We start from the raw sequence: 23,794 nt of genomic DNA, 5'->3' as shown, positions 1-23,794 counted from the left end.
ATCCAGGCAATGAGAATGCGCATCGCCGATGCCAGTCGCGGCCGAGCAACCACACAGTTAAATGTGGCCCTACGAGTCGCCTTTGTAGCGGACGCCTCGGGCCTTGAGCCTGGAGACAAGCGTCGTGGGCTTTAGCCCCAACAATTCGGCCGCCCCGCCCACACCGTAGACCCTGCCGCCTGCCCGCTCCAGGGCACGCTCGAGGTTCGCCCGTTCGATGTCGCGAATCTCCGCGTCAGTGAGCAACTCAGCATCCTTAGCAGCAGCAGGCGACGCCGGTGGTGACGGAGCTGCTTCGAGATTCACCTTCAGTGGTCCGCCACGCGACAGGATCACGGCCCGCTCCATCACGTGCTGCAACTCACGAATATTGCCAGGCCAGGCGTATTGCTCCAGCTGACGTACCACAGCCTTGGTCATGCGCGGCGCGTCGACCCCGAAACGCCGGGCGGCCTGCTGCAGAAAGTGATCGGCCAGCAGGCCAATGTCCTCTCGACGTTCGCACAGTGGGGGTATTTCGATCGGGAATACGCTCAAACGGTAGTACAGATCTTCGCGAAAACGGCGATGGCGCGACTCTTCGCGGAGGTCGCGGTTGGTGGCCGCAATCACCCTCACGTCGACTCGACGGGTTTTCTCCTCGCCGATGCGTTCGATTTCCCCCTCCTGCAACACTCGGAGCAGCTTGCTCTGCAGGTCGAGTGGCACTTCGCCCACTTCGTCCAGAAACAGCGTCCCCCCGTCAGCCAATTCAAACCGACCCGCCCGGTCGCGCAGCGCGCCGGTGAACGCTCCCTTCACGTGACCAAAAAACTCGCTTTCGAACAGCTCGCGAGGAATGGCCGCGCAATTTACCTTGATCAGCGGCCGCGACGCGCGCTGGCTGCGGCGGTGGAGCTCTCGAGCAACTAGCTCCTTGCCAGCGCCGCTTTCGCCCAGCACCAGCACGGTCGAATCGGTGGGAGCAACCAACTCGATCTGTTGCGTAACGTTCCGCAGAGCTGGGCTCGTGCCGAGCATTTCGCCAAACCCCTGCTCGACGGCAACTTCTTCCTGCAGGTACTCATTCTCTTCTTCCAACCGGGTGCGGAGCCGTTGCACTTCTTCCCAGGCCCGCGAGTGGGCGATGGCGGTCGCCGCGTGGTCGGCAATCATTCGCAGCCAATCGAGACACGCCGATCCAATCTTTACCCGACTGAACAGGCCGATCACGCCCAGCACCACGCCATGATGGATGAGCGGCTGACCGGCGAAGCCAGTGATGCCTTCACGCTGAACCCACTCGTGATCGACGACCCACTCGGGTGCTTCGGAAAGGTCGGGCACTTCGAGTCCTTCGCCGGTTTGCGCGATATGGCCAACCTTGCGGACACCGATAGGAAACCGTCGAAAGCGGCCATCGAGCCGCGACAAATCGTCGGGTGGCTGGAGCAGCGAACGTCCGTTACTCGCCACAAGGTGCAGGCACTCCGATCGATCGGGGCACTCGTCCCGCATGGGACAGCTGTCACACCCTGCCCCCGGTCGAATCAACCACAATCGCGCGAGCGCGACCGCTTCAGAGTCACCGATACGCGTCACCAGCAAATGGAGCAACGACGAAAGCTCTCTTTCTTGCGCCAAGTCGAGCAATAGCTGCTTGGGATCGGCGAACAGCGGCGTTTGGGCGGACATGGCTTCCATACCACAAACATAACGACATTTCGTTGGCGATCCACGATATTTCAGTACACAACGATAATTCGTTACTACCTGCAATCCATCCAATTGCACTTAACCCTTTTTCTAAAAACCACTTACGACACGCTAACGGCTTTGGCACGGGGTGTGCCTTAGGGAGGATTCATAGTTCACCCGGCCATCTTGGCCAATCTCCACCCCTGAATCCAAGGAGCAGTCCATGTCCCGCCTACCCCAAATTCAAGACAATCAGGCCACCTCGCAGCAGGCCGGATTGTTCGCCGCCGCCAAGTCGAAGCTGGGCAAAGTCCCCAATATGGTGCGAGTCTTAGGCAACTCGCCCGCCGCGCTGCGTGGCTACTTTGAGCTTTCCGGAGCTCTGGGTGCCGGAGAAGGCCTAACCGCCCAGCAACGTGAGATCGTCGCTCTGGCAGTTGGCGAGGCCAACGGCTGCGAGTACTGCCTGGCGGCACATTCGACGCTTGGCAAGCTGAGTGGACTGGCGCCTGAAGCCATTGAGGCCGCCCGTCGTGGCGATGGGCTGGACGACGCAAATCGAGCGGTGGCTCGTCTGGCAACCCAGATCGTGCAGTCCCGAGGCCGAGTGGCCGACAGCGAACTGGAAGCGTTCCGCGCCGCTGGCTTTGGCGACGATGCGATCGCCGAAGTGGTTGGTCACGTAGCCCTGAATATCTACACCAACTACTTCAACAACCTGGCTGAAGTGGATGTCGACTTCCCAGCGGCCGCACCGCTGGAGCCGAGCCACGCTGCTGGAGCAACCTGCAACTCGGGTTGCAGCGTCTGATGCCCCAATCGGCTCGGGTCGCCAGTCGTGGCGACCCGAGCTTTTTGTTCTATGCACACCAAGGAGCTATACCATGTCGCTGCCCCCAGCCCTCTGCCCTCCATTCACCCACGAGATGGCCATCGCCAAAGTACGAGCCGCCGAAGACGCCTGGAACTCACGCGACCCCGCGCGGGTGTCGCTTGCCTACAGCGAAGATTCCGTGTGGCGCAACCGCGGCGAGTTCATTCGTGGTCGTGAACAGATTCGGGAGTTCCTCACTCGCAAGTGGGAAACCGAGCGCGACTATCGGCTGATGAAAGACCTCTGGGCGTTCGAGGACGATCGGATTGCCGTTCGCTTTCAGTACGAGTTTCGCGACCCCCATGACCAATGGTGGCGTTCGTACGGCAACGAACTGTGGGAGTTTGATGTCGAGGGCTTGATGCGTCGACGCGAAGCCAGCATCAACGACTTCGCCATTCGCGAGGTCGATCACAAGTTCCATTGGCCGTTGGGAGACCCCCGTCCGGTCGACCCCGACTTTGTCCTGAGTGTGGCGTGATGCCCGGCGGATGTCGCCCAGCTAGGTGAGCAACTTATACATTAGCAGGGCATCGACATAGCCCTGCTGAGGGTGATGAAACGCCTGTGGCAGGCGGCCGACTACGGTAAAGCCCTGCTTTTGATAGAGGCGCACGGCCACTTCGTTGGTGGTCACTACCAAGTTGTACTGCATGGCCTTGAACCCCAGCCCGCGAGCCTCCACTTGTGAGTGCTGACACATGGCCGTGGCGATACCTTGCCCCCGGGCGGACTCGGCCACCACGTAGCCACAGTTTGCTACGTGGGCGCCGAGCGGTGGCTGATTCGGACGAATGTAGTACGTGCCGACAATCGTTCCTTCGCTATCCGTGGCGACGTAGGTGGCCGTGGGGTGATCGATCCATGCCTTGCGAGACTCCTCTTGGGAGATATCCATGGCGTAAGGATAGGTCTCGCCGGCACGAAACACCGGTTCCAGTACCTGCCATGTGGCAGGCCAATCGGCAGGTTCGAAGCGTTGAATGGCAAACATCTCTGCCGGCGTCCTGCGCGACGCCGCTCAATAAAGCCTACTCTGCCACGGGGAACGGAAAACCAAGCTCCTTGTCCGTCACATTCTTCAGCGGCTCGCCAGCGCGGTAGCGGCGGAGGTTCTCGCAAAAGAAATCCGTCATGTCTTCAATGCGTGTCTTGCATTGGCCCCCAACGTGAGGTGTGAGCACCAGGTTGGGAGCGTTCCATAACCGGCTACCTTCGGGCAGGGGCTCCGTCTCCGTCACATCGAGCCCCGCGCCCCACAAGTGGCCACTCTCCAGGGCGTCGACCAGGGCTTCTTCGACCACGATCGGTCCGCGGGCCATGTTCACCAGCACGCTACCGGGCTTCATTAGTCCAATTCGCCGCGCATCGAACATGCCCCGAGTCACTTCATTCAAAGGCACGGCCAGGATCACCGAGTCGCAGCGGGGCAGGATCTCGTCCAGGCGGTCGGCAGCCAGCAATTCTGCGACGTGAGGCGGCTTGTTCACTGGGAACCAATCGGTGGCCAGAATGGTCGTGTTGAACACGCTGAGCACCTCTGCCAGACGCCGGCCGTTGCCTCCCAGCCCTACGACACCCACGGTGGTGTGGTGCAGGTCCTTGGTTGGTCGGCGAATGAACTCGCGTTTGTCCATCGCCTCGAAGAACACCGGCAGTCGGCGAAGCGAACCGCAAAGCAGCGCCATGGTGTGATCGGCTACCTGGTTGGCCAGCACGCCCGAGGCACTGGTGACCAGAATGTCGGACTTCACCACTGGAGGCACCAGGCAGTGGTCCATGCCCGCGGCGGACGATTGGATCCACTGCAATTTGCCCCCCGCCACGACTTCGTCCCAGGGCACCGGCACTTTGGCGTGGCCGCAGTAGATGTCGGCCGTGGGCAGCAGTTCGGCTATTCGCTCCTGGCCTGCGTCGATAACCTCCCAATCGGGTGCGACGGCTTGAATCTGGGCAATGTGTTGAGATTCCACGGGGTAACAAAGGACGATTCGCATCGGCGGCAACAGGGCTGGGGAACGGGTTCCGGGGGTAGGTGCTGGAAATCCGGCACATTGAACGTTAGGCGCCGGGGTAGGTAGACGGCCGTATTATGCCAGTTAGAACAGACTTCGACGATGGAGGATTGCGGCAAAAAACGGCGTCGATGCCTTATCACTTGGGACCCTACGAATCCGTGCTCACAATTACCACAACCACTTCCAATCGCCATGCGTCTGGTTGCATTTCGACTCTCTGGAGTTCAGAACTGTCTCCGCCGCCGCTCCAAGGCGTCCAAATCCGCCGAAATCTGCAATTCATCTCCTCGGGTATGAACTGGCCTAGGAGAAGAGAAGGGTGAAATCAGGACCGCTTTTCGGTCACTCAATATCCCTTTTTTCCAACAGTATTGGCAATTGGTGGTCGACTTCGCTATCATACTCTGTAGCGACTGGCTGGAGCCGTCGCTAGTTGTCGATGGTATGCCACTGCCCCGTGCACTTCGGCAACTCCCTCCCACTATGTCAGCAGGCGGCCGCCTCGAGCGGTGTTGTCTGGTCTTCCCCATCCAGATAGGGCATATAGCGTGGCGAACAACGGTTATCGCGTTGGCGCGTGGGCTGCGGTTTCCATCGTGGCATTGCGACTGATCATCGGCTGGCACTTCCTTTCGGCCGGCCTGGAGAAATTTGAGCCTGGCTGGACATCCGCCGGCTTCTTGCGTTCGGCTAACGGTCCTCTAGAGGACTTCTATAAGTCGATGGCCCCGCTGCCCCACGAATGGGATCAACTGGTGGTCGAAGAGTGGCCCGGCGAATTCGAATACGAAAAAGACCGCCGTTACGTAGGCCCCGATGGCTTGCAGGAAGAGCCGTACGAACCTACGCGAGGCGAAGAACCACCGAAGATGCCCGACGGCTCGAAGGCCGTGAAGGACACCACCGGTCATATCCCCTTCCCCACCAAGGCTTATGGCCCCTGGGCTAATCGCATTGCCCAGGACTGGACCGACACGACCGAAGAATTCAAGAAAATCGGTAGCATGACGGACGAGCAAATCGAGCTCGCGGACTACTACTTGCAGCGGCAGCTCGAGCGGCTCTCCAACTACTTCGACAGCCGCCGGGCAATCATGGCCGAGTATCACCACGAACTTGACCGACTTCGCGAGATGGTCGAAGAGAGCAATTCGGGCAAGACTGAACTTGGCTATATGGAAGACCGGGTCCAGAAGAAGGAGGCCGAAGTAGAAACGACACCGCGCAAGTGGGTCGCCGACCTGGCCGCCGAACAGGCCATATTCTACGAGCAACTGCAGTCGATGCTGACCGAGGACCAATTGAAGTCGAACACCACCCAGCAAAAACTGGAAGCAACGTTCTATCCCCCACAAAAAATCGAGACCATCGATACCGTGGTCACTTGGTTGACCCTGGGAGTGGGCGTTTTGCTGATTTTGGGCCTGTTTACTCGTTTGGCGGCCATCGTTGGTGCGGGTTTCCTCCTATCGATTATCTCGACCCAACCCCCCTGGGCCGAGGGCGTGCTGCCAACCATTAAGCTGCTCACTGCGTACCAAGGAATTGAGTTCGTCGCCCTCTTGGTGTTAGCCGCAATCGGCGCAGGAACCTGGGCCGGGCTCGATGGACTGCTGTTCCGCCGCGAGGAAGAACCCAAGCCCGCATAAACGGAACATCCGGATCTACGTGAATCACGATAGGTGTCGCGTACTTCGCCCCTTCCGCACCGCGACACCATACCAATAACTGCACCACATAAGGTGCCCTACTTCAAATCGCTGGAGGTTATCAGGCGATGCAAATGACCGACGAACAAAAGAAAGAAGCCAAGGCCCACTACGAGGATACATTGCGCGTCAGTCGCCGTGGTTTCCTGCAAACGGTCACAGCCACAGCGGGTGCCGGTGCACTGGGCTTGGGGGCCGCCTACTTCGGCTACAAGAAGATCGAAGAGCCGCTGCGTGTCGGCATCATCGGTACTGGCGACGAAGGCAACGTATTGATCGGTGCCCTGAATCCCGACTATGTCGACGTCAAGGCAATCTGCGATATCCGCCCGTCGAATGTCTGGCGCGCGTTCAACGGCGACTGGCCCAGCAGCAAAATGCAGCCCGCGCGGCCAGGCCTAGTGAATGTCTACGGCAAAGCGAAAGGCTGGAAGACGGAAGAGGATGCCCGCGAGGAGGTAAAGGTCTACACCAACGGTTATGACGAACTGCTGGCCGACGACGACATCGAGGCCGTGATTATCGCTCTGCCGCTGTGGCTGCACGCCCCATGCGCGATCGACGCCATGAAGTCCGGTAAGCACGTGCTGACCGAAAAGCTGATGGCCCATAGCGTGGGTGAATGCAAGGAAATGGCCCGGGTCGCTGAGGCCGAAGGCGTGCTGCTGTCCACCGGCCACCAGCGTCACTACAGCGTGTTGTATGCCAATGCCGTGGATACCATTAAACAGGGCATCATCGGCGACATTCATCACATCCGCGCCCAATGGCACCGCACGGCCGATAGCTGGCGTCCGCCCCTGCCGGAGTCGAAGGACGAGTTTTGGTACCGTGATTTCGACTTGAAGGTTCGCGATTTCCGCAAGCAGATTGCCGAAGCCAAAAAGGCAAACGACAAGCAAAAGGTCGCGATGCTCGAAATCGCCATGGCTGGGTTCATCGACGAACACGGTGTGGTCAGCAAGCACAAAAGCGTCGCTGGCCGCGTAAATAGCGGTAAGTTTAGCGGCAAGGAGCTCGAAGGCTGGCAGAATTGTCTGGCGCAGCTCGACAAGCTGATCGAGGATTCGGGCGTTGACGCCGAAGCGTACGGATATCAGTCGCATGAGCTCAGCGGTGGTTACACCTGCACGCCGCTGGAAGAGCTGGTCCGCTGGCGTCTGTGGAATCGCACGGGCGGTGGTCTGATGGCCGAACTCGGCAGCCATCAACTCGACGCCTCGGGCATCTTCATTTCGGCTCAGTTCGAGGGACACCAAAAGGTGAACCCGATAAGTGTCACAGGCGTCGGTGGGCGCCACCTGTACGATGAAAACCGTGACATCGACGACCACGTCTACTGCACGTTCGAGTATCCGGGCAAGGGCTACTTCAAGGATGACGATCCCACCAAGGAGGTAGTCGACCCCAACAAGAAGGTGGTGGTCACCTATTCGTCGATCAACGGCAACGGCTACGGTGGCTACGGCGAAGTGGTGATGGGTACCGACGGCACGCTGATCCTCGAGCGAGAGAGCGACACCTACCTGATCGGTGGCAACAAGCCAACCGAGGTGAATGTCGACGCTGCCGCGGCCCAGGACACCTACGAGACGGGTGGCGGCACCTCGGTCGCTGCTGCAGTGCCCACCGGCGAGGTGAGCCGTGGCTACCAGGAAGAAATTGAGCACTGGGCCTGGTGTATTCGTAACAACGAACCCGCCACCACGCTGCACTGCCATCCGAAGGTTGCAATGGCCGACGCGATCATCGCTCTGACCAGTAACCTGGCGATGGAGAAGAAGGAGCGAATCGAGTTCAACCCCGATTGGTTCAAGATCGACCGCGACGAAGTCCCCGCAGGCGAGAAGCCACGCCAGGCGAAGGACATCAAGAAGTCGAACTTTGGTGCTCCGCGATCCAACAACGCCACGGCATAGCTGCCTGGCGAAACGAAATCTCCTTCGCGAAGGCCAGGCCTTTGGCTTGGCCTTCGCCGCGGCACTGGCAGTGCTCTATTAGCTTCGCAGCCGTGCATGCTACAATTCGGCGATGTCTGACGTTGTACCAGTATATGGCATCCCTGGAATTCGCGAGCCGGTCAGTAGCATCATGCATTTGATCGGCGCAGTGTTCTGCCTTGGCTACGCGCCGGCACTTGTGCGACGTGGCTGGCGGCATCACTGCAGTCCGTTGGCACTGGTTGTGTTCGCCTTTAGCTGCGTACTGCTCCTCTCCATGAGCAGCGTTTACCACATGTTCCACGAAGGTGGCTTCGTGCGGCCAATCATGAAGCGGCTCGATGTGGCGGCCATATTCGTGCTAATAGCCGGCACCTGCACACCGCTGTACGCCATCTTGTTCAGTGGTAAAGCTCGCTTGCTGTTGATGCTTTCGGTGTGGGCCGTGGCGATTGCCGGGCTCACGCTGCGGGTGATCTTCTTTGACAGCATTTCGCCCTGGTTCGGCTTGACGATCTTCCTGGCGATGGGTTGGATGGGGGCCGCCGCGGCCCTGGTGATCTGGCGCCGCTACGGACTGTACTACCTGCGATACCTGGTGGCAGGAGGGCTCGCCTACACGCTGGGCGCTGTGTGCTTGGGCCTGCAGTGGCCCGAGCCCCTGCCGGGATACATCAGCTACCACGAAGTATGGCATCTGGCGGTGCTGGCCGGCATTGCCTTTCACTGGACCTTCATCTGGCAGGTGGCCGGCGGCCCGCCCACCGCGCACCACGACTGGGAAGAAACCGAGCCAGTTCACTGGGAAACAGACTAGCCAACCCAAGCTTGAACGATTCGCTCAAAGTCTTCCTGCATCAGGTCCAAATCGTAGTCCAGCTTCTTTTTCTTCAGCCGCACCACAGCGCCGCTCACGGCGTCCGAGAGGTATTGTGCGAACTCTCGCTTCTGCTCCTTGGGCGACTGTTGGCTGAACTCTCTGGTGAAGCGGAGCTCTATGGTCATCTGCCCTTTTGCAGCGTCAAAACTGCCAAAGTCCATTCACCTCGCACTGGCGCACAGCATAATTCCATTCTTCGGCATTCGTATACCGACAGAGTTTCAGAAACGCTTTGCCCAGCTGTTTCCGCAGGCGTGCTGGAGGCTCCGCCTGTAAAGCGTCGGGCAGCTCGTCCAACGATTCGAGCGCATGGAGATTCTCGAGTTTCACCGCCGGCCCCACCAACTGTGAAAACGCAGCGAGCAACTCACCCACGACAGCGCGGACCGACTGTTGCCGCCGGCGACGCGCTAGCGTTTGTCGCGATCAACGTAGTCCCGCTGGGTGGGGCCCATGTAGACCTGACGGGGACGGTAGATGCGGCTGTTCGAGTCGCGGACTTCCTTCCAGTTGGCAATCCAGCCGGGCATGCGGCCGATGGCGAACATCACGGTGTACATGTTCGTCGGAATACCAATCGCCCGCAGCAGAATACCTGAATAGAAGTCGACGTTCGGGTACAGGTTGCGGCTGACGAAGTAGTCGTCGTTCAGGGCGACTTCCTCCAACCGGCGGGCAATATCCATCAACGGATCTTGACGTCCCAGCTTGTCCAGCACCTTGGCGGTCTGCTTGCGGAGGATCATCGCCCGGGGATCATAGTGTTTGTAGACGCCGTGGCCGAAGCCAAACAGTTTTTCCTTCTTCTGTTTGACGTCTTCCATGAGTTGCTCGACGCTGGTTTCCGACTCGTGCAACCGTTCGAGTTGCTCGATCACGGCCACATTGGCTCCACCATGCAGTGGCCCCCACAATGCACAAACGCCAGCAGCACACGAGGCAAACAGATTCGCCCCGGCCGAGGCCACCATGCGGACGGTGGAAGTCGAGCAGTTTTGCTCGTGGTCGGCGTGCAGGATCAAGAACAGAGACAACGCCCGCAGAATGTCGGGATCGAACTCCTTAGAGTGCGTCGGCGACGAGAACATCAAGTGCAGGAAGTTGCGGCAATAGCTATAGTCGGGCTCTGGATAGATGAGCGGCAAGCCGAGCGACGTACGGTACGCGTAAGCCGCCACGGTGCGAATCTTCGACAGGAGGCGAGCGGCCGCGTTCTCGACGTCGGCGTCGCCGTCAATGTCCCAGATGTCATCGTTGTAGCAGGACATCGTGTTGATCATCGCCGACAGTATCGGCATTGGGTGGCCACTGGAGGGAAAGCCGAGGAACGAGTTCCGCATTCCTTCGTGAATGGTCTCGTGCTCCGACAGCAACTCGCGGAAGTGGGCTAGCTGATCCTGGCTGGGCAGTTCGCCGAAGATCAGCAGCATGGCGGTCTCGACGAAAGTCGACTTCTCGGCCAGCTGCTCAATGGGAATACCGCGGTAGCGAAGGATGCCTTCTTCGCCGTTAATGAAGGTGATGTCAGACCGCACCGATCCCGTGTTGCGGTAACCTTCGTCCAACGTGATGACACCCGTCTTATCTCGCAATTCGGAGATATCGACCGACACCTCGTTCTCCGTCCCTACCACGACGGGAAGTTCGAGCGACTTGTCGCCGATCCTCAGTTCGGCGGTTTGGGCGGATGGTTTGGCTGGCGTCGACATATGTTTCTCCTTGTGATCGGACCGGCTGGTCGCGGTCATAGCGGCAGTTGTTCACATGTATTTTTTACAGCAGGCAGGGGCTACTCAACCCAGGCGCGACTTCAGGGTGGTGGTAAATCGGACTGCGTATGCTATTCCCCACGCACACCGCCAGCAAAATCGAGGCCGGCAGGTCCGTCCCCCCGATGGGTGGACAGCACTGTTAGCGTATCACGGCTTTGTTGGTTCGGCTACGCCCCGCGGGACAATCTAGTTGGCGAAACTTCCGGCCACAAAGTTGGTGCCATTTCCCGCCCTTTACTAGCCCGCATATTTGGAGTAGCGGCCATGGCAGAACAGGCTTTGCAGCAGCCTTGCACACAGGCCCCGTAGAAGCCCCTCCATGCGCCGCTGGTGAGCCTAGGCTTTGTCCACCGGCTCCCGCTGCTGGAGCCCCCTGGACGCCAAATCGAGCCACTCATCGGTCGGTAGACCGTAAGGCCGAAACTTCTCTGCCTCGCCTGTCTCGTCGTTGTAGACCAGCGCCCGATGTGGCGAGAGGCGGCTGGCGGCTGGCGTGTCGAGCAGGTTGCTGCTGTCCGCGGCCGACATCTGAAAGACCACCCGCATTTCGAACTCGCGGAGCGCAAGTCGGTCGAACAGTCGGGTCACCGCGTTGTAGCCATCGCACCACACCAGCGTATGAATGCCCCACTGCGGCCCGTTCTTCAAAATTTCCGCCAGCTGCTTGTCCGCCGCAGGCGGCTTGTCACGGTCCATCGAAAAGCTGAAATCATCTTCACTTTTGCGCAAATCGCGAAATCGTGAAGCATTGTGAATCACCAGGAACACCGGCGATGCCGAATCGTCCCCTTCATCGTCGCGGCGAGTCAGTTCGCTGGATACTTGCTGCAGCATATCGGGCACGTTGCGCTGCTCGACCATTTCGGCTGCCTCGCCGACCGCGTCGGTCACCCGCTGCCAAATACCTTCGCCCACCTCGCCTGGGCGTGTTCCGTCCATGACGTAGAACTTGGCTTTTGGCTCGGCGGCCGCCAGCGAGATGACGGCGGTGCTCATCACGCCGATTGCAGCAGCCGGTTGTTGGCCAACCACCAGTAAGTTGCTGCCACCGTGCGGAGCAAACAGCACGGAGGTGGGCGGCTTGATCGCCACGGCCGAGCCCAACCACGCGGTGGGTGGACGTTGCCCACCGGCGGTGGTCTCCGCGTCTGACTTTTCCCCCGCCAGCAGCCCCGCCAGCGCAACATTGGTGGTCGGGTTCGCCGGCGCGTTGCCTTCGAACACAATGGCTTCGTGCGCAGCCAAGCCGCGCCGGCTGCGGGCCTCATCAACTTCGGCCAGATGCTGGGCACGTTCGCGGTCGGGCAACCACACCACCTGGAAGGGCTGATTTCCGGAGACCAAACCATTCTGGTCGTTGTAAATCGCTTCGCCCGGCCGGCTAAGGAAGCGTGCGGCCTGGTTGCGTTCGTCGCTCAAAATCAGATGCGCATCCGCTTCGCTGCACTGCAACGCCACCCGCACGGCCATCTGCCCCAGCGTACTACGGGCCAGCGAGTAGGCACCGGACAGGGTTTGCGAGCCAAGCAGCACGTGCATGCCAAACGCACGACCTTGCCGCACCAGTCGATCGAGCAGCAGGCCTGCCTCCTGAGCCAGTTTGTCGTCCTCGACGAACAGCTCCTGAAACTCGTCGACCACCAGCAGCACCCGCGGCATGGCCTCACCCGGATGGTCGGCGCGATAGTCGGCCAGGCTCTGGACCCCCGCTTCGCGGAACTTCTCGCCGCGGCGTCGCAGTTCTTCGTCGAGCCGTTCCAGCACGCTGAGCCCGAATTCGCGCTCGCTCTCGATCGCGATCACCATGGCGTGAGGCAGGTTATGCGTAGCGTACGACTTGAACTCCACGCCCTTCTTGAAGTCGACCAGGTAGAACTGCAGCTCGTCCGGGCTGAAGTGCATCGCCCCGCTGGTGACCAGGGCGTGCAGGAATGTCGACTTACCCGAACCGGTTTTACCCGCTACCAGCAGGTGCTGTGCTGTGCCTTTGCCAAGGCGTACGTATTGCAGACGATTGGCGCCCGCCCGGCCCACGGGAATCGCCAGTTCGCGATCGCAGGTGCCGGTCCACAGCTTCTCCGGCTCTGGCGCCACGACCTCGAACGGCACCTCCACACGGATTGAGTCCTTGGCCTCCTTGCCAGCTTGCTTGATCAGCCGGACAAGGGCCTCGCTCTTCATTGGCTCGGGCAGTGTCAGCGGCATTTGCTCGAACGCGGGATAACGCCACACGAAACGACCAGCAGACGCCACCCAATCGAGGAACACCGAAGGCGCTATCAGGTCGTCCATCGCGAAGTCGTTCGGCATTCGCTGCTTACGGTCGTGCGATAGCAGAACGTAGATGCCACAACGCGGACCACCCGCCACCAAGCTCAACAAGCGACGTGCTGCGGTATCGGTAAAACCATGCGGAAAATTGGAGATCGTAAGCACCTGAAATGGTTCGGCCACCTCGCCCGCTTGGTCGTTGTACTCGTGAATCGAGGCGTACTCGTTCCTCAAGTACTTCTGCAGGATAGTCTCCATGTGGGCGGTCAGTCGGGTGAGCTGCTCGTCGATGTCTCGCGATTCGGACCAGATCCGCCCATTGATCAACCCTTCGTCATGATCCGCCAGATGCATGAACGACGAGAAGCTTTCGCCCAGGCTCACGGGATCGCAGATTGTGAACCGGACTTTACCCGGGGGCATCGCCGTGAGGAAACGCACCATGAGCGCCTGCAGCAACTCCACGGCCACCGCCCTGCCCTCGCCGTCGGCACTGGCGACCAAAGAGGGCTGTTCGCGGAGCGTGACCAGGGTGGGCAACTCGAACTGAGTCACTTCGGGACGGAGCTCAGGATTGCTGGGAACAGCGTGTTTAACTTTGGTCAGATCGAGAACCGACTGGCCAAATTGAATCGCTTCGGTCGGATCGGTCGGCTTCGGCCAGGAGGCGTAGTCGGTATGGTTCCAGTTGGGGAACAGAACATCGCACCGCTGGCGCATCTCGTCCAGTTCGTTGCGAATCGCTTTGAAACCGGTGAACCAGGCGTCCCGCATTGCCTGCCAGTCCGCATCTCTTCGTTCGCGAGCCGCCTGCAAGGCGGTGTCACGTTCGACCTTCGCTTCCTGAACTACGGCATCGTGCTGCTCCCGAAGTTCGAGCATCTTGGTCCGGTGCTCGGCTTCGGCGGCGGCATTGTTTTTCTGGTAATCTTCCTTCAGTTGCGTGAGCAGCGCTGGGTACTTGTCATTCACCTCCGCGAGTGTGCTGTCCTTCCAGCTCTCGATTTCGGCCAGCGTAGTACGAGCTGTGGTCTCGGCTTCGGCTAGTTCGTTGTCGCGTGTTTCGATCAGTTGTGCCGCCTCGAGACGGCTTTGATCGCGCGCCACCAGGGCCGCCAGGTCGATCGCTCCGCGGGCCCCCGACGTCTGGTCAGCAAATTGCACGTAGGACTGCTTGGCCCAATGGAGCAGCCGCCGGTACAGGATGAAACCGCCCAAGCCACACAGGATCGCTGCGCCCAACAGACTGCCCACCAACCAGACCGGCCAGTTCGCCCACCCCACGACAAATCCCAGTGCAACGAGCAGGACCAACCACACCACAAACGGGAGAGCAAACGGTGTGAACCCCTCAAACAATTGTGAGCTGCGGTGACTCTGCAGATCGCTCACCAATTGCCGCGAGGATTCGATCCGTTCGGCGATTAGCGCCTTGGCCACCTCGACGTTCTTCGGTTTTGCCACCTCCTCTGGTGCTGGCCGAGATGGCGGTGCAAGGGAGGTAAATTCCGGTCGCCACAGGCGCCGGGCGGCGAGGATCTCTTCCACGTCCGCGTGCAACTGATCGATATGGCCCTGTTGGCCCGCGAGTTCCTGTTGCGTGGCAGCCAGCGCTTCGCGCGGGTTGTTCTTTGAAGCGTCGAACACGGCAAGCGATTGCCAGATCGCTTGCTTCTTGTCTTCCTTGGTGGTGCGAACGGTGGTGGTGTACTTCGACTCCGTCTGCTCGCGTATCTGCTTGTATTCTGCCTGTGTCTGACTGCGGTTCTGCTCGTAATCCGACTGCAGTCTTTCGACGCGGTCATTGTGCGACGACTCTTGATCCTTGGTCTGCTGCTGGTATTGCGACTCCGCTTGCTCTGTGCGTTTGGAGTGAAGATCGGTGGCTGCCTTCTTCGCCTGATGATGCTCGCGGGCAATGCGTTCGTCTTCGAGCTGTCGCTGGTTGGCGAGCCGTTGCAGGTCTCGCATCAATTCGAGTTGGCGGCGTGTGGATAACAATGCAGCGTTCTGGTTAAAGACACTCTGTAAACGACAACCGACGGGCTACGCCTCGTCAAAACAACACGATCAACAACTCATCGCTCGCAATCTCGCTGGGCCTCGCGTAACAACAGCTCCATGCGACCGATAGCGTCCAACGAAGTCTTTACCACTGGGATCAACGGCTCCAGATGACGTTCCTGGAAGGCGCGGCTCGCCTCGTCGTTCCACTCGTCGGTGGCCTCGGCCCAAGCGAGTTCCAAGTGCTCCAGCGCACGTCGAATACGACCTGCGCCGGATTGTAGATCACATGACTTCATCGTTCAGTCGACTCCAGTTTATTCGCTCTCGGGCTCGGTGGAGGCCTCTTCGTCCTGCGAATCCGCCTCATCGGCCGAATCGGCCTCTGTTGCGCCCATCACGGCATTCAGGTCCAGTTTCGGTACACCTCCGCCGACCGAGCCCATTTGGTGGTACTCTTCGATCCTGGCCAATAGACGCCCCAAAGCAGCCATCGCCTGAGGCACGTCGATCTCGCCGCAAGACTTGAGCTGCGCTACGCGTCCTTCATATTCGAACAACTCGTGGCGGACTTCGCGACACCAATTCTTCAGCCGTTCGGTCTTTTGTTCGCAGTAGGCCAGATGGGCCTGGGCCTTTTTCAGAGCCGCTCGCTGCTCGGTGCAACTGGGCCGGTGGTCGCCCACGGGGTACATCAAACAGCGGTGTAGGTCCTTTTTAGCCTGCTCCACTGCGTCCCAGGCCAGGCGAACCTGGTGCTTCCAGTACCGCGGACGATCGTGTTCCAGCCAGTCGAGCAGCCGTCGGCTCTCGGCCGCAATCTCGGTCAGTCCCTCGTCGATCTCGTGGGCGAAGCTAGCCAGCGACACTTTCACCTGCTCGATGGCTGTCGTGTTGTGGACGTAAGCTGGACCGGACATAAGGATTACATCGCCAAGGGCAAGAAAGAGTTCTTTAGTCTACCTGATGGAATTCTACCGCGTTTGTCACCAGGTTTATTGTCGCTACGGTAAAAATCTCAGCGCGGTGCAGCGCCCCGGGACAAATCCTGTGAATACGGCCTTCCATCCAATCGGCACCCTCGTGGAAGTGTCCGGTGAGGAGCCAATGGGGACTGCGGGCCACAACAGACCGCACATCCGACCTGAGATGACCGTGGGTCACACCAATGACCGTGTTGTTGACCTCGAAAGTGCCGCCCCACTCCAGGCAGTTCGCATCGCACTGCTCAGCAGCTTGCAACAATTCGGGCACCACATCGCTGTCATGGTTTCCGAAAACAAAATGGCAGGGAATCGCCGAACAAGCTTGAATAATCGCTCCGGTAGTGATGTCTCCGCAATGCACCAGGACCTCTGCCTCGCACCGCTGAAATACCGATATCGCCCGCAGGGTACGGTCAAGCTGATCGTGCGTATCGGACAACACTCCGACTACCATGGCCACGTTGCTCCGTGCCTCCGTTGGTAGAACCCCCGATCATCCTGCCTGAAGGTCACCGCTGGGTGAGGTAGTCCTCGATTCGCTCGGCTTTGCGAATCAGGAATGGGGCGTGTTCGTTCGTGGCTTCGATGGTGCGGGCAATGGCCTTGATGTGCTGCTCGAACTCCTCGACGAATTTTTTGTGCTCCTGGTCCCGCCAGGTGGCGCTCAGCGAGTGCAATTGCCCCGACAGCGCGGTGAGCCCCGCCTCGAGTTCGGCATTGAACTTCTTCAAGTTCGCGGCAAAGCGTCGCAGTTCATTCGGATCGACAATGGCTTGCGACATGGCAGCACCTCGCGGCATGGTAGAAATAGACGGGCGAATTCCATTATATCCCTGTGGCGCAGCTCAAGCGAGCAAATGCGCAGCCGCACAGTCATCCGCAAATTTGGCCCTGCGACCCGGAACATTGCACGCATTCCCTCGGCGATCTCGCTCAAGGCTCTTGCCGAGGCGATCAGGCCGCCGAATTGCCGGTCGCCAGATCACGTGCATGCTTGACTGTCAGCGCCACGGTCGTGCGAATCTGCTCGGGAGTATGATCGCTGGTGATGAAGAACCGCAGTCGGGCGGCTTCTTCCTCCACAGCTGGATGCAGAATCGGTTGCACGTTGATGCCTGCACGGAACAGTCGATCGGACAACCGCAATGCAGCCGCCGAGTTACCGGTGATGACCGGAATTATCGGGGTGCCACGACTTGCGCCCGTATCGAGTTCCGCTTCGTTGGCGAGCGACAGGAACAAGGACGAATTCTCCTGCAGCCTTGTCACTCGCTCGGGATGTTGCTCGATTTGCTTGAGCGACGCCAAAGCGGCGGCCGTATTGGCAGGTGAAAGTCCTACGCTGTAGACAAAGCCCGGTGCGGTGTACTTCAGGTACTCGACGATCTCGCGGCGAGCAGCAATGTACCCACCACAACTACCAAGCGACTTGCTCATGGTGCCCATCAAGATATCCACGCGACGGGCATCAATCCCGAAATGCGCCGTGATACCACGACCACCCGAGCCGATGGTGCCCAGCGAATGGGCTTCGTCGACCATTAGATATGCCTTGAATTCGTCTTTAATTTCCACGAACTCGGGCAGCGGCGCGATGTCGCCATCCATGCTGTAAACGCCTTCAATGACGATCAGCACTCGACGATATTCGTTACGGCACTGGGCCAGCAACTCACGACAGGCGGTGGGGTCGTTGTGCGGGAAGGCACGGCGGCGTGCACCCGAAAGTTTGCAGCCTTGCACAATACTGTTATGCGACAGAGCATCGTGCAGGATGAGATCGCCGGGGCCAAACAGATGACCAATGGTCGTTTCGTTCGTGGAGTGACCACCCACCATCGTGATTGCCGCTTCGGCTCCCAGAAATTCGGCAATGGCCATCTCGAGCTGACCGTGCAACGGCTTCTCGCCCGACACCAACCGGCTGGCCGAAACACTGGTGCCGTAGCGTGCCGTGGCGTGCTGGGCAGCAGCCACGACCAACGGATCGCCCGACATGCCCAGATAGTTGTAACTGCAAAAGTTGACCAGTCGGCGGCCATTGATGGTCGTGCGGTCGTTGGTCACGCTCTCGTGGACCGTAAAGTATGGGTTGGGAAGTCCGACTTGCTCGGTCAGAGCCAGCGACTTCTGCAACGACTGGTACTCGGGCGACTGGGCAAAGTCGTAGTCGCCGGGTTGCAGCTCGCGAGTCTGCCGGGGGTTTTCGGTAATGCCACCAAACTCCGATTCGATCGCATGGACAATGTCGGCGGGTGTCTGCATGCTGAGTACAGCCTCTTCGGAGAAGCGGCCACCGGTCTTTTCCTCCAGTGCCGCGACGATTTCCATGCGCTCCAGCGAATCCATGCCCAATGTTATCAGCTCGGTGTCGAGACCCAGCCGACGGGCGCGGTCGCCGGCCACGTCGCGGATAGCCTGCAGCACCAATTCGGCAGTCTCACCAGACGTGGGCTCTTTGTGCATTTCCAACTCCACGGCGGTGGCTCCGGCGGCCGTTGCGACGATGCTTAACTCGCCAGCGAGATACTGCTGGCGGCAAGCGTATCGCTGCAATTTGCCACTGGAGGTCTTGGGAAGTGAGTTCGGTGCAACCATCACCACATCGGCACAAGATACCTCGTGCACGTCGGATACCTGGCGGCAGATCTCCTGGGCTAACTCGCCCGCTTGCTGCTTCTGCCGCCGCGCGAGTTCCTGCACTACCACCAATTGCTCGCCAGCTTCCCCATCCACGGCGAAGGCCGCAGAACGAGTGCTCGCCAGGCGGGGGTCCACCGAACGGGCCGTCTGCTCGATGTCGTGCGGGTAATAGTTAACGCCCCGAATGATCACCAGATCCTTCCGGCGCCCGACCACGAACAACCCAGCGCTATCGAACACGCCCAAGTCGCCGGTGCGCAGATATCGCTTGTCGCTGCCGGCTAGCTTGGCGGCGAACACGTCGGCAGAGAGTTGCTGGCGGTTCCAATAGCCCTGCGACACGCTGCTGCCAGCCACCCAGATTTCGCCGACCTCGCCACTCTGGCACTCGCGCCCGGTGTCGGGGTTAACGATGCGGACCTCCTGATCCAGCAGACCGTCTCCACAAGCCACCAGCGTTTGCATGGTGCGAGTATCTTCCTCCGCATTGGCGGTCTCCAACCGCCCGGCTTGCAGCGCCGCGGCGTCCACCGTGCTGGTCCGCGGCGGGGTCATCCGCTCGCCACCGGCCACCAACAGTGTTGATTCGGCTAGACCGTAGCAGGGATAGAATGCCTCGCGGCGGAAGCCGTAGGGTGCAAATTTCTCGGCGAAGCGGTCGAGCGTTTCAGCACGAATGGGCTCGGCGCCGTTGAACGCCACGCTCCAACTGCTGAGTTCGAGCTCCGCGGCCTGCTCGTCCGTTATTCGCTCCACGCACAAGTCGTAAGCGAAATTCGGACCACCACTGATCGTGGCGCCAACACTCGAAATCATCTGCAACCAGCGAATGGGTTGCTGCAGGAAGTGAGCGGGCGACATCAGCATGCAGGAAGTGCCTGCATACAGCGGCTCGATTACTCCACCAATCAGGCCCATGTCGTGGTACAGGGGCAACCAGAAAACGGCACGGTCGTTACGCGAAGTCCGGAACCCTTGGAGAATTACCGCGGCATTGGCGATGAGATTGCGGTGCGTGAGCATCACGCCTTTGGGATCGCCCGTCGAGCCGGACGTGTACTGCAGGAAGGCCAAATCGTCGGCATCGCCCATGGCCGGCTTCCAACTGCTGGCCTCGGCGGAAGGAATTTTGTCCGTCGCCCACCATGGCAGCTGCCGCAACACGGCTTCGGAATCCAACATGCCGTCGGTTCGCAACAGGGCGTGCTCGGTCGACAACACCACCGAAGCGTCCGCGTCCTGGACCACGCGGTCGATGCGATCGGCATTGCGGTTCCGACGGGGCGGATAGGCGGGCACGGCTACCACGCCGGCGTACAGACAGCCAAAGAACGCCGCAACGAAATCGAGGCCCGAAGGATAGAGCAGCAAGGCTCGCCCACCGGTAAGGCCCGCTTGCTGCAGGCGGGCGGCAATAGCCCGGGCCTGCTTGTCGAGCTTGCTGTACGAAAGGTGCTCGAGCTTTTGGTCGCCATCCACGGCGTAGCTGAACGCGCGCTGGTCGCCGAGGTGGGCGGCCCGGTTACGCAACAATTCAACCAGAGTGCTGGACGACAGGTCGAGTTCATGCGGCATGGCGGCTTGCGTGGAGTCCGCGGCGTGACGATCGACGATAGGCCGACCGCTACCCCAACTGGGGAGTGCCACGCGGGGCGATCGAGCCGCACTGGGGGCGGAGGAGAGGTTCATACTGAATCAGGGGGCTTGGCGATTACTGACGGGAGGGACGTAACACACCGACATAGCGCGTGCTCTCCCATCATCGTCCAACTAACGCCCTCCAGCGGCGATCGTTGGACTTTCGCCCTATTGAAACGGCTCTAAGGGTCGCAAACATCACGGTAACTTCAGCGGCCATTCCGGCCAGGCCGCCCTAATCGCCAGCCAACCATTATGGAAATGACCAGTTAGAGCAACATTGTTACCAAAGAAGGGGCCGCTAGCAACACATGGGTAGCTAGCGGCCCCTAGGATAAGCTTGCCGTTTCTGCAGGTTTTTGCACACCCCGCTGGCTTACTGACGAATTTCGACACCCACATTTACACCATTGGTGAACAGATTCTGTTCGCCATCGGTCCGGAAGCCCATGACGTTACCGTCCTCAAACAGGGCATAATCCACACTGGTGCTGGCCCGGCGGACGGCACCGGCGTAGGTGCCGGTCCAGCCCAACTTCAGGTTAATGTTGTCCGTCAGCCGGTACTTGGCGTTCAAACGCAGTTCGCCCACCGGCGAGAAGTCGTCCTCGTTCCGCCCGTAGGAGAACGAATAGCCACGAGCGTACAGAGGATGGTTGTTCCGGCCCGGCACAGCACCTTCCATGATGTAGCCGTCCTGCGACCAATCCTGGATGTTGTAGCCGCACATGAACTTACCGTCGGTCTGCAGTGTCCAGCGTCCCAACACGTGCTTCCAGTCGAAGCCAACCTGGGGACCCACGATGTTATTCACGATCAAGGTGTCCCAACGGCCATCGCCCATGATGAATCCGTCCTGGCCTTCGAACAGGAAGTCGTCCTTGAATTGCAGGTATCGGGCACCAAAGCTCACTTCGAAGTGGTTGTTCTGATTCCGCACCAGGAAGTGGTCGTTGCTCAATCGGTAGCTCCGCATCAATTCGAAGCCATTGATCTTTAGGGTGTTGCGTGTGGTGACAATGTTATAGTCGGTGGTCAAGGTCACCAGGTCACCGTAGTCTGGCGGAACGAAGATAATGGTATCCACTTCGCCATCGCCGTCGGTATCAAAACCCTGGGCACCATGCTGGCCGTTGTTGTTGCGGTCGTCGGCCTCGTTGTTGCCGTCCAGCCAGCCATCCCCAACGTCATCGTCATCCAGGACGTCGCTGCCGATTTCACCTTCGTCGATGTCGAGGAACCCAGCCAGGAACCCCGGGTCAGTGCGGAAGGATACGAACACGGATCCGAGCGGCGAGTAGGGTGGTCCGTCGTCGTCGAGGGGATTGCCATCGTTGATGGGAAGATCCGGATCGTCGTCATCGTCGTTGTCGGGATTCGTGGCGGTTCCACGAACCGTCTGGAAGAGGCCCAGGTTCATGCCCTGAATGTTGTCGGGGCCGTTCAGCACGCTCATCTGCCAACCTTTGCCATCCTCGCTCCAGTAACCGAATTCATAGCGGTCACCCGTGTCGAATACGGCGCGAGGCACGGCCGACTGGATGCTGTTGCGAATCAGCGGCGGCACAATGGGATCGCCAGTCTCCGGATCGAGCGGCACCCCGCCCCATGCACCGAACGATCGTTGCACGGTGTCCGGGTCGCCGACCTGGAATCGCTCACCGGTGGTGGCCCAGGCCAACTTGTCATAGTTGAAGTAGAAGCCGCAGTGGCAGTCGCAGCCGCGGCAATCGAGGTCCAGGTCCACGGGTTCAAAGAACCGCATGTCGTTCGACGGACAGTAGAACGGACTGCAGGCGCAGTCGACCTGGGCGGCGGCACGTGACGCGAGCCCTGTCGCAATCAGCACTGCCAATAAAGTGGTTTTGAGTGAAGAGGCAGACATGTGCGTTAACTACCCTTTTGCTGAGGCGCGGCAGGACGGCGCGTGGCTACCGCGCCGTCCCTGAATTGGAGTTTGTCTGTGTGGGTAGTATCGGAACCGCCGGTCGTAGGAGTTGAGTAACTTTGGTAAGGAGTAACGAAAATCGCGAGTTTCAGGCGCTGGGAGACCATTCTGCGCCAGAGTCCCCGATAATCCGGCCGGGGGCTGCGAATTGCCGCCCAACGGGTAGCGAACGTATACTTAGGGCAAGTTTTCGCCAATTAGCCCGGTTCGCGAGCCACCAGCATGAAACAGCCAGCCGCCCGCTTCATACAGTTTTCCGCTCTTCCGCCTGCGATTGGCGTACTTGCCGCTAGCGTATGGCTAGCCGCTAGCTTGGCCCACTCGCAGCCTGCGGTTGCCCCCGCCCCCGCCGAATCCGAGGTAGCCGATACCGAGAAACTGGGCACCGAGTGGGTGCGTGTAAAAAAGGACGACAAGGGGACCCCCCAGGCCATGCAAACGGCCATAATCCGCTATCAATCCGCTCCAGCGGAGGGTAAGCCAACGGTAGTGGTCGATTTGATCGGGGCCGTGCACGTGGGCGATATTGCCTATTACGACAAGCTGAACAAGCAGTTCGAGCAGTATGACGCCTTGCTTTACGAACTGGTCGCTCCCGAGGGAACGGTCATCCAACCCGGCACCAAGGCGTCGAATCGCCACGCCCTGGGCGCCATGCAGAACGGCATGAAGTCGATGCTGGAGCTGGAGCACCAGTTGGAAAAGGTCGACTACACCAAGGCAAACTTCGTCCACGCCGACATGTCGCCCGACGAGTTCTTCGAGAGCATGAAGAACCGGGAGGAGAGCTTCCTGAAGATGTATTTCCGCATGATGGGTCAGTCCATTGCCCAGCAGAATGCGATGGCAGCCGAAGGGGCCACCCCGGATATCGACTTGATGGAGGCCCTGTTCGCCAAGGATCGGCCCCGCCGATTGAAAATCGCGATGGCCGGCCAGCTTGCCGAAATGGAGTCTCTGCTCACGGCTTTCGGTGGCGAGGAAGGCTCGACGCTGATCACCGAGCGTAACAAAGCGGCCCTCGAGGTACTTCGTGAGCAAATCGACGCTGGCAAGACGAAGCTGGGCGTTTTCTATGGTGCAGGTCACCTGGACGACATGGGAAAGCGGCTGGAGAAGGACTTCGGCCTCAAGCCGGTGGAGCTCACCTGGCTGGACGCCTGGGACTTGCGAGCCAAGTAGAGGCAGTCCGCCGCAGGCGTAATTGACGCTTTCTCCAGAGCGGACAACGTGTTATATTGCGGGGCTTACGCTGCGCCAGCGGCTGTCGCTGGTGGCAAGCCTTGCTGATTTACCCCTGATAAATGTGCGAGATAGTTCGATGGCCAAGCCAGGAAGAAAAGTAAAGAAAGCAAATCACGGTGCCCGTCCGGCATGCAGCCGCCCGCGGAAAGAGCGTCGCCAGAAGGTGAAGACCTAGTCGCCCCCCCCCGG

Annotated in this window: 19 protein-coding genes; 7 read left to right on the top strand and 12 right to left on the bottom strand. The window is 59.8% G+C overall.

All coding sequences use genetic code 11. The features are described from left to right. Positions 1 to 69 precede the first annotated feature (69 nt). Positions 70 to 1,674, bottom strand: coding sequence for a sigma-54-dependent Fis family transcriptional regulator (locus tag NG895_RS20755; protein WP_252854449.1), 1,605 nt, complete (start codon positions 1,672 to 1,674; stop codon positions 70 to 72). A 226-nt stretch (positions 1,675 to 1,900) separates the two neighbouring features. On the opposite strand from NG895_RS20755, the gene NG895_RS20750 reads away from it, so the two are divergent. Beyond that, positions 1,901 to 2,488: a carboxymuconolactone decarboxylase family protein gene (locus NG895_RS20750; RefSeq protein WP_252854448.1), complete on the top strand. Its 588-nt coding sequence runs from the start codon at positions 1,901 to 1,903 to the stop codon at positions 2,486 to 2,488. Between the two features lie 73 nt (positions 2,489 to 2,561). Beyond that, complete coding sequence (locus NG895_RS20745) at positions 2,562 to 3,032, top strand: nuclear transport factor 2 family protein (RefSeq protein ID WP_252854447.1); 471 nt, start codon at positions 2,562 to 2,564, stop codon at positions 3,030 to 3,032. 21 nt (positions 3,033 to 3,053) lie between these two features. On the opposite strand, the gene NG895_RS20740 is transcribed toward NG895_RS20745, so the two are convergent. Together NG895_RS20740 and NG895_RS20735 are read right to left on the bottom strand one after the other, a co-directional pair. Then, positions 3,054 to 3,545 (bottom strand): GNAT family N-acetyltransferase, encoded by a 492-nt coding sequence (locus NG895_RS20740; protein WP_252854446.1) that lies wholly within the window; start codon positions 3,543 to 3,545, stop codon positions 3,054 to 3,056. 37 nt (positions 3,546 to 3,582) lie between these two features. Then, positions 3,583 to 4,548: a D-2-hydroxyacid dehydrogenase gene (locus tag NG895_RS20735; protein WP_252854445.1), complete on the bottom strand. Its 966-nt coding sequence runs from the start codon at positions 4,546 to 4,548 to the stop codon at positions 3,583 to 3,585. Positions 4,549 to 5,117: 569 nt separating this feature from the next. Between NG895_RS20735 and NG895_RS30660 the strand changes: the two genes are divergently transcribed. The 3 genes from NG895_RS30660 (at position 5,118) to trhA (ending at position 9,035) form a co-directional block, all read left to right on the top strand. Further along, positions 5,118 to 6,218, top strand: a complete 1,101-nt coding sequence (locus NG895_RS30660) for a DoxX family protein (protein WP_252854444.1) — start codon at positions 5,118 to 5,120, stop codon at positions 6,216 to 6,218. A gap of 134 nt (positions 6,219 to 6,352) precedes the next feature. Then, positions 6,353 to 8,197 carry a Gfo/Idh/MocA family protein gene (locus NG895_RS20725; RefSeq protein ID WP_252854443.1) on the top strand — a complete coding sequence of 615 codons (1,845 nt, stop codon included), beginning with the start codon at positions 6,353 to 6,355 and terminating at the stop codon, positions 8,195 to 8,197. A 112-nt stretch (positions 8,198 to 8,309) separates the two neighbouring features. Further along, positions 8,310 to 9,035, top strand: a complete 726-nt coding sequence (gene trhA / locus NG895_RS20720) for a PAQR family membrane homeostasis protein TrhA (RefSeq protein WP_252854442.1) — start codon at positions 8,310 to 8,312, stop codon at positions 9,033 to 9,035. Here the strand turns inward: trhA and NG895_RS20715 are convergent. The 9 genes from NG895_RS20715 to NG895_RS20675 all read right to left on the bottom strand — a co-directional run bounded on the left by NG895_RS20715 (position 9,032) and on the right by NG895_RS20675 (position 22,297). Beyond that, positions 9,032 to 9,223, bottom strand: a complete 192-nt coding sequence (locus tag NG895_RS20715) for a hypothetical protein (protein ID WP_252854441.1) — start codon at positions 9,221 to 9,223, stop codon at positions 9,032 to 9,034. The two genes, trhA and NG895_RS20715, sit on opposite strands and share 4 nt — an antisense overlap. Positions 9,224 to 9,508: 285 nt before the next feature. After that, positions 9,509 to 10,807, bottom strand: a complete 1,299-nt coding sequence (locus tag NG895_RS20710; protein WP_252854440.1) for a citrate synthase — start codon at positions 10,805 to 10,807, stop codon at positions 9,509 to 9,511. A 399-nt stretch (positions 10,808 to 11,206) separates the two neighbouring features. Then, complete coding sequence (locus NG895_RS20705; RefSeq protein ID WP_252854439.1) at positions 11,207 to 15,142, bottom strand: FtsK/SpoIIIE domain-containing protein; 3,936 nt, start codon at positions 15,140 to 15,142, stop codon at positions 11,207 to 11,209. A 77-nt stretch (positions 15,143 to 15,219) separates the two neighbouring features. Then, entirely contained in the window at positions 15,220 to 15,444 is a 225-nt protein-coding gene (locus NG895_RS20700; protein ID WP_252854438.1) for a hypothetical protein, read from the bottom strand. Between the two features lie 18 nt (positions 15,445 to 15,462). Further along, entirely contained in the window at positions 15,463 to 16,065 is a 603-nt protein-coding gene (locus NG895_RS20695; RefSeq protein ID WP_252854437.1) for a hypothetical protein, read from the bottom strand. Positions 16,066 to 16,099: 34 nt separating this feature from the next. Beyond that, positions 16,100 to 16,585, bottom strand: a complete 486-nt coding sequence (locus NG895_RS20690; RefSeq protein WP_261361673.1) for a metallophosphoesterase family protein — start codon at positions 16,583 to 16,585, stop codon at positions 16,100 to 16,102. A gap of 55 nt (positions 16,586 to 16,640) precedes the next feature. Further along, a complete protein-coding gene (locus NG895_RS20685) occupies positions 16,641 to 16,913 on the bottom strand; it encodes a WXG100 family type VII secretion target (protein WP_252854435.1) in 273 nt (90 codons plus the stop codon). A gap of 172 nt (positions 16,914 to 17,085) precedes the next feature. Then, entirely contained in the window at positions 17,086 to 20,463 is a 3,378-nt protein-coding gene (locus tag NG895_RS20680; protein ID WP_252854434.1) for an aminotransferase class I/II-fold pyridoxal phosphate-dependent enzyme, read from the bottom strand. 325 nt (positions 20,464 to 20,788) lie between these two features. Beyond that, a complete protein-coding gene (locus NG895_RS20675; RefSeq protein WP_252854433.1) occupies positions 20,789 to 22,297 on the bottom strand; it encodes a BBP7 family outer membrane beta-barrel protein in 1,509 nt (502 codons plus the stop codon). Between the two features lie 285 nt (positions 22,298 to 22,582). On the opposite strand from NG895_RS20675, the gene NG895_RS20670 reads away from it, so the two are divergent. Continuing rightward, entirely contained in the window at positions 22,583 to 23,542 is a 960-nt protein-coding gene (locus NG895_RS20670) for a hypothetical protein (RefSeq protein ID WP_252854432.1), read from the top strand. A 139-nt stretch (positions 23,543 to 23,681) separates the two neighbouring features. Beyond that, positions 23,682 to 23,780, top strand: a complete 99-nt coding sequence (locus NG895_RS30945) for a 50S ribosomal protein bL37 (protein WP_425267245.1) — start codon at positions 23,682 to 23,684, stop codon at positions 23,778 to 23,780. The last annotated feature ends 14 nt before the right edge of the window (positions 23,781 to 23,794 follow it).

This window comes from Aeoliella straminimaris, from assembly GCF_024054565.1.
Taxonomy (GTDB): Bacteria; Planctomycetota; Planctomycetia; order Pirellulales; family Lacipirellulaceae; genus Aeoliella; species Aeoliella straminimaris.
This window is presented reverse-complemented; position numbering and strand designations above follow the sequence as displayed.